Here is a 6,688-nt window from a genome sequence, read left to right on the forward strand (position 1 = left end):
AAGATAGATTCTCTTGGCCGAATTCTTCAATAGCTTGCCAGCCATCACAACCTGAAGCGATTGCGGCTAAAACAAGAAAAATAATATCAACTAAATCATGGTCTAGGTTGATGTGAGAGCGAGGGTCTTCGATGAGTTTCAAGTGTTCAAATAAGGACATGGATTAGGCTCAGTAGAATAACATGCCCGATCAGATCATGCAGATAGGAAGAAGTTCCCTACTGTTAACAAAGTATGATCCCGCCCTGGTTGCCAGCGCGGGTTATATGTTGGACATGTTGAGTGCGGTGCCTCACATCTCGCATAACAGTGTGGAGTATCTTTTGTTGGCGGCTCACGATGCGAGTTTGCTGATATTGCTTGCAGGTTTAGTGCTTTATGCTTACCACAGGATCTTTCCTAAACTTCCCTTCGATTGGTTTACCGCTGTGCTTATCCAAATGCCGCTTGGCTTGGCGGTACTGGTGTTAGATGGTTTTACTTTAAACCTTTTTTCATTCAAAGGTTTTGCACTAACGCTGACCACTTTAGCCGCTTCATTTGGGGTGTTAAGCCTCTTTTGGTTGCTTCAACGTAGAGCTAAGCGCTTCGAGGCGAGGTTGAGCTAAAAAATTGAGAAGACCAAAAAATAAGGCCATTAAAGTTGTTTTCAATGGCCTTGATTTTGTGAATTTACAATTTAGTCAGTAGAGAGTGTTCGTTGATGTATGTTCTAGAATTGATAGCTGAGGGCCAGCTTGTAGTTACGTCCCGGTAAGGTTTTTTCTTCATCATCAGGCCAAACCGAGTAAGTCTCATCCTGAGTTCTAGGCTCGCTAACCAAGGGGCTTGATATGTAAGATATACGCTGTGAAGTTGATAGCCTTCTGCATCCATTCCTCTTTTGAGCTGAGCCTCCGGAAGACGGGTCATATCCATGGCAGTCGTAATGCTGAGATCAGTTGCCAGATGATCCCAAGATTGATTTTATCTTGTGGAGTACTGTTATAGGGCTGGCGAATATCTTCAATAGTGCCAAGGTAAAAGTTGGGCATGCCCTCGACATCCATTTTCACTTGGCTGTAATTAGCAAATAGATCAAGACTGTTGTATTGATGGGTTAATTCTGCTTCGATACCGCTCGAATAGAGCATGCCAATATTTTTACTGGAATAATCTCTATGTGTGGCTTCTGTTGGGGAAGCTGGTACTTTTTGACCATCGACAATGTTGTACATATAAGGTGTGGTGTCGATATAATTTTGCATTATGGCGGTGCCGGGCAAACAGCTGAAACATTGGCTGGCGAATTTGCAAAATAACAATGCCCAGGGTGAGTTTTATCTAACCGATATTATTGCGATGGCACATCGGGATGGCGTTGAAATCGCTACTGCCCATCCAGCCATGTCGGTAACTTTGTTGAACTGAAAAAAACCGTGTTAGGCTAAGGTTCTAAAGCCAATCATCTGACTTATCTGGGGGATGCGGTTATCGGCAGTAAAGTGAATGTCGGTGCTGGCACTATCACCTGTAACTACGATGGCGCCAACAAATTCCAGACCACGATTGAAGATGGTGTGTTTTTGGGTTCCAACAGTTCACTGGTGGCGCTGGCTCTGTGGTGACACATGACGTCGCTGCCGACGAATTGGTGGTCGCACGGACCAAACAACGGCATATCAGCGGTTGGCAAAGACTGGTCAAAATCAAAAAATAAGCTGATTTAAGCGCTATCGTAGCAGCACGACTGGTTTAGCGTGCTGTTCCTTCTTTGATGCCTACTTCCGGCCATTCCTGCACTAATAAGTAGCCCTGATTACGGTAAGTCACCAGCAGTTCTTCCGCTTGACCACTCAGCTGCACTAACTTTTTCCGCAACCGGCTGATGGCAATATCCAGTGCCCGGCCTGCCAGATAAGTATCTGTTTCACCCAATGCCAGCGCTAATTCTGTTCGGCTGATAATTTTTCCCTGATGGGCAATCAGTTTAATCAGCAACTGTTGCTCGTTTTCACTCAATTGCAGTGCATGCTGTTGATAGCACAGTTGACGATTTTCCAGATTAAGCCGGAACTGTAAAAACCGCAGATCGGGTACAGTCACAGCGTGCGGCGGCAAGCGACGCAATAAACCCTGGATGCGAAGCAATAACTCCTGCGGAAATACTGGCTTGCAAATGTAGTCATCAGCACCAGCGCCCAGCCCTTGCACCCGGCTTTGTTCCGACGCGTTGGACGAGATCAAAATTTTACCGATGTGGGGTTTGCATAGCTGGCGGCACAGTTCAATACCACAACCATCCGGTAATTGCACATCGGCGATCAGCAGTCGTAAATCTGGTTGTGACAACATGGACATGGCGGCAGCCAGCGAATGTGCCAGGCTGACCTGGAAACCTTGTTGTTGCAGGAAGGCACTGAGCGCCAACCCAAGCCATTCGTCGTCTTCAACCAACAACACCCGGATTTGTTCAGTCATGCCGCACTCCTTCGATTTTTTGCCGTAGCAACTGCGCACTGCGGCTGGCAAGCTGACTTAATGGCTGTTGTGATGCGGACACTCGACTGAGCTGGGTTTCTAGTGCTGCCAGCCGCTCCGCCAGCAATTCCAATCCCAAAGTAGCTGCCATACCACGCAATTGATGCAGATTGGCCTGCAGTTCAGCGCCATGCAAACTGGGCCACTGGCTGATCTGCTGTTGTAATTCGGCAGCCAGCCCGGCTAATTTTTGTTGCACCAGTTGCGCCGGTAAATAACAGGCGAAACTTTGAAAGGTCAGGCTGTTGGCTATTAACGGCCAGGGCAACAATTGACGAATACTTTGTTGTAACTGTGCCAGCTCTACCGGCTTAGTCAGCACTTGTTTAATGCCTGCAGCCAAACAATCCTGCTGCAATTGCCGGCTGGTATCGGCGGTTAATGCCAGCACAGGTGGCAGTGTGCTTGGCAGGGGGCCAGCCAGCTGTTGTTGCAACTGCCGGAACAAACTCAGGCCATCACTGTCTGGCAGATTCATATCTAGCAATATCAGCTCAAAGCTGTGTTGCTGACAGAGACCAAGCGCTTCTGCCGCAGTGGCGGCCACCAAAACCAGATGACCATCGTGTTGTAGCAGTGCTTTAATGATCTGCTGATTTAATTCAACATCTTCTACCAGCAAAATATGCAGAGGTGGTATGGTACTGCTGGCGACAGTCGCTATGGAATCCGAAGCGCTGATCGGTGTCAGCGGCAACTGAAAGTAAAAACAGCTGCCAACACCGGGCTGGCTGGTAAATTTTAATTCCGCCCCCAATAATTGCAGTGCTTTTTGACATAAAGATAAACCCAGGCCAGTACCTTCCCGCAGTTCCTGCTGCGAAGCCCGGATAAAAGGCGTCAGAATATCGCGCTGGTCGTCAGGGTTGATGCCAATACCACTGTCTTCGACCGCAAAGTGGATGCTGTGTTGTGGTCCGGTCTGATCCGTCAGTTGCATCTGCAGCCGGACAAAGCCATGATCAGTATATTTAATGGCATTCCCCAGCAAATTGATTAGCACCTGCCGTACTTTGCCCTGATCAAAACTATAGATTTGCTGCGAACTCAGCTGTTCTGTTTGCAAACTCAAGTGTAATTGCCGTGATTGCGCCAGTGGCTGCATACTGTCGACGATACTGTGCAACCAGGGAACTAATAAGGTGTCCTTTGATTGGATTTGCACCTGACCATGCTCCAGACTGGCATGCTCCAGCACTTGTTGCGCCATCGTCGATAATGCCATGCCTGCGTCAATAATAATGCTGCAGTCCTGCTGTAATTGCTGATCCTGTTGCCGCAATTTCATCAGTTGTGCTTTGCCGACAATGGCATTTAACGGGGTTCGTAATTCGTGGCTCAATGACGCCAGAAAGCGGCTTTTTAACGCGGCTTCGGCTTTGCTTTGCTGTTGTAAAGTATCCAACATCTGAATGCGTCGTTCGGAACAGAGCAGAAAATAACTCAGTGTCAAACCATAGACCACAAAATATGATAAAGCCGCCACCGCCACATTTAACAGGTTGAGGCGAAAGATGCCGCCTAAGTCACCGACCAACAGGATATATGCAATACGATAGCTCATCAGCATGATTAATAACATCAGGACCGCCTGAAACAGTTTGACTCCTAACGAAAACCCTGTTTTTTGCTTGGCTCTCAGCACCCGGATACTCAGCAAGCTACAAAGGGAAAACATCAGACTGACCAGGATAATGCGGCCATCGGTATAAGGCGTGATATAGGTGAAATACAAAAAAGTCAGGCTAAAGCTGAGCGTGAGTAAGGTTAACAAGTTTTTGTTGCGCTGGTAGCCGAAGAATAAGCGGGTGCCCCATAAAATGGCTAACACTGCGGCCAGCAAAATATGGTTGGCTAACACCACTCCCAGCCAAACCGGTGTCTTGCTTTGAGTACTGAGTAATAACAACCCTAGCGGCAGCAGGCTATTGCCAATCGCCCACTGTTTCGGGCCAGCAAAATCTTTATTCAGCAGATATAACGGCCAGATAAATAAAGCACAGGCCAAAGTCACCATGACCGAAGCTAACGAATGCGCGAGCGGATCCAACATTACCACACCTGGAATGCCTTCAATCGGCATCTCTGACTACTACAACCTAGCTATTTTACCCTGTTTAGTGAGGAATCATAGGGTAACTTTCGTACCTATTGCGGGTTTAATAACAAACCAGCGCTGCCGTTACTTTTCTACTTTCCCGACTGCTACATCATCGACAGCTGTTACATGACGTTACACAGCATCCGGCCTTTTTGTTCAGAAATTGGAACCAACATGTTAGCATCCGGCAATTTTTTATTCTGGTGAATGACTCACCACTGATTATTACTTTGCTATGGAGCAGATATGATTCGCCTCTTGCAGTTAGCTATTTTGTGTATTGCCCTGACCGCATGGCCCGGCTGGGCGATGCAAATTTTTGTCACAACGCTGACCGGTAAAACTATTACGCTGGATGTGGAAGGTTCTGACACCACTGAAAACGTGAAAGCTAAAATTCAGGATAAAGAGGGTTATCCGCCTGACAGTTATGCTTTGTTTTTTAAGCAAACTAAAATGGCAAACGATGTTTACACTTTAGCTGATTACAACATTGGCAAAGAAAGTAAATTAATCATGCTGTTGCCTGATAGTTACCTTTTTCAAGGTCCGCTCGCCGTAAACGGTTACTGTTCCAGCGGTTTCTATCCTTCGATCCCGGGCGGCGGGGTTTTAATTTTGGCGCTATCGGGACCAGGCGGTTATTGTGCAATCAATGAAGAAGGGTTGGTGAGTCATGCAAATGCGTTCAATACAACTGGATTTCGCATCGAAAATTCCAGAGCCACTTTTATCCCGAAAAGTATTCTGTTAGTTAACAAAGCAGATAAGCAACTCGTTGCTACTGTTACCTCTCTGGACAAAGATAATAATGAAATTTTTCATGAAAATTTTACGATTGAGCCCGGGACTAATGGACTAAGTTTGAGCGCTGCTCATGGTTATACTGGCGACTTATCAATTCAATTGAGTCAGGGCGCCGAGGTTTACCTCAAAGGCTTTGGTATTATTCCAAAGCCTGAGAATACAGCACCGATTCTTTCAGGTCAGCCAGCAACAACGGTGTTTGCAGGTAGTTTATATAGTTTTACCCCAACAGCGTTGGATGCTCAGGGAGACAGACTAACATTTTCCATTGCCAACAAACCCGTTTGGGCAACTTTTGATACTGCCACTGGCGGCCTATCCGGCAGTCCAGATTTTGAGCATGTTGGTGACTATCCCAATATCCAAATCAGTGTCAGTGATGGATTGTTGAGTGCGTCATTAGCAGCATTTTCTATTCACGTGAAGGCTCCTGTTTACCAGGTCAGTTTTATCGATGCCGATGGCAAGCCATTATCGACCCAGTAAATCACTCATGGCCAAGCGGCGACAGCACCAGCTGTGCCGACACGGGAAGGGTATACCTTCACCGGTTGGGATGTGAGTTTTGCTAATATCACTTCAGCTTTAACAGTGACGGCGCAATACAGCCAGAATGTATATTTCGTAAGCTTTGTTGATGCCGAAGGTCAGTCATTATCGACCCAGCAAATTACTCATGGCCGGGCGGCAACAGCGCCAGCTGTGCCAGCGCGGGAAGGGTATACTTTCACCGGTTGGGATGTCAGTTTTGCTAATATCACTTCAGCTTTAACAGTGACGGCGCAATACAGCCAGAATGTTTATGTCGTCAGCTTTGTTGATGCCGAAGGTCAGTTATTATCGACCCAGAAAATCATTCATGGCCAAGCGGCGACAGCGCCAGCTGTGCCGACGCGGGAAGGGTATACCTTCACTGGTTGGGATGTCAGTTTTGCTAATATCACTTCAGCTTTAACCGTGACAGCTCAATACAGCCAGAATGTGTATGTCGTCAGCTTTGTTGATGCTGAAGGCTGAAGAATCCCCTGATGATTTACAAATAAATCATCAAATTAGGGTGGAAGCGCATCTTGTTGCATGATCAAATGGTTTCGCTAAAAACTACACTTGGACAACAAGATGCGCGAAGCCAATATCCTACAACATTCTTTACACCAATACTGCCCAGAACTTCACCTAAAACGATTAAACAGCTTGATGCTGGCCTCTAAGGCACTGATTGAATGTAAGACACTGACCTTGACTGAGTTAGGTCGAAAT

Annotated in this window: 7 protein-coding genes and 2 pseudogenes; 5 read left to right on the forward strand and 4 right to left on the reverse strand. The window is 46.8% G+C overall.

Features of this window, described 5'->3' with window-relative positions; translation table 11 throughout:
- A partial coding sequence (locus L5M49_RS24585) for a transposase family protein (protein WP_263139880.1) occupies positions 1–160 on the reverse strand: 160 nt, incomplete at its 3' end.
- Positions 161–182: 22 nt separating this feature from the next.
- Between L5M49_RS24585 and L5M49_RS24590 the strand changes: the two genes are divergently transcribed.
- Positions 183–608 carry a hypothetical protein gene (locus tag L5M49_RS24590; RefSeq protein ID WP_263266971.1) on the forward strand — a complete coding sequence of 142 codons (426 nt, stop codon included), beginning with the start codon at positions 183–185 and terminating at the stop codon, positions 606–608.
- A 300-nt stretch (positions 609–908) separates the two neighbouring features.
- Here the strand turns inward: L5M49_RS24590 and L5M49_RS24595 are convergent, their stop codons facing one another.
- Positions 909–1,247, reverse strand: coding sequence for a hypothetical protein (locus L5M49_RS24595; RefSeq protein ID WP_317630041.1), 339 nt, complete (start codon positions 1,245–1,247; stop codon positions 909–911).
- Between L5M49_RS24595 and L5M49_RS24600 the strand changes: the two are divergent.
- A pseudogene (locus L5M49_RS24600) lies at positions 1,246–1,699 on the forward strand (hypothetical protein); the annotation flags it as partial. The gene L5M49_RS24595 and the pseudogene L5M49_RS24600 sit on opposite strands and share 2 nt — an antisense overlap.
- A gap of 35 nt (positions 1,700–1,734) precedes the next feature.
- Here L5M49_RS24600 and L5M49_RS24605 read toward each other — a convergent pair.
- Both L5M49_RS24605 and L5M49_RS24610 read right to left on the reverse strand, forming a co-directional pair.
- Positions 1,735–2,460: a response regulator transcription factor gene (locus L5M49_RS24605; protein WP_168826873.1), complete on the reverse strand. Its 726-nt coding sequence runs from the start codon at positions 2,458–2,460 to the stop codon at positions 1,735–1,737.
- Complete coding sequence (locus L5M49_RS24610; protein WP_263206981.1) at positions 2,453–4,573, reverse strand: ATP-binding protein; 2,121 nt, start codon at positions 4,571–4,573, stop codon at positions 2,453–2,455. The genes L5M49_RS24605 and L5M49_RS24610 overlap by 8 nt, the downstream gene beginning before the upstream one ends.
- Positions 4,574–4,867: 294 nt before the next feature.
- On the opposite strand from L5M49_RS24610, the gene L5M49_RS24615 reads away from it, so the two are divergent.
- The 3 genes and pseudogenes from L5M49_RS24615 to L5M49_RS24625 form a co-directional block, all read left to right on the forward strand.
- Entirely contained in the window at positions 4,868–5,914 is a 1,047-nt protein-coding gene (locus L5M49_RS24615) for a ubiquitin-like protein (RefSeq protein WP_263266972.1), read from the forward strand.
- Positions 5,915–6,445 (forward strand): InlB B-repeat-containing protein, encoded by a 531-nt coding sequence (locus L5M49_RS24620; RefSeq protein ID WP_263266973.1) that lies wholly within the window; start codon positions 5,915–5,917, stop codon positions 6,443–6,445.
- Between the two features lie 102 nt (positions 6,446–6,547).
- Positions 6,548–6,688, forward strand: a pseudogene (locus L5M49_RS24625) (IS4 family transposase); the annotation flags it as partial.

Source organism: Shewanella sp. SM74, from assembly GCF_025653725.1.
Classification (GTDB): domain Bacteria; phylum Pseudomonadota; class Gammaproteobacteria; order Enterobacterales; family Shewanellaceae; genus Shewanella; species Shewanella oncorhynchi.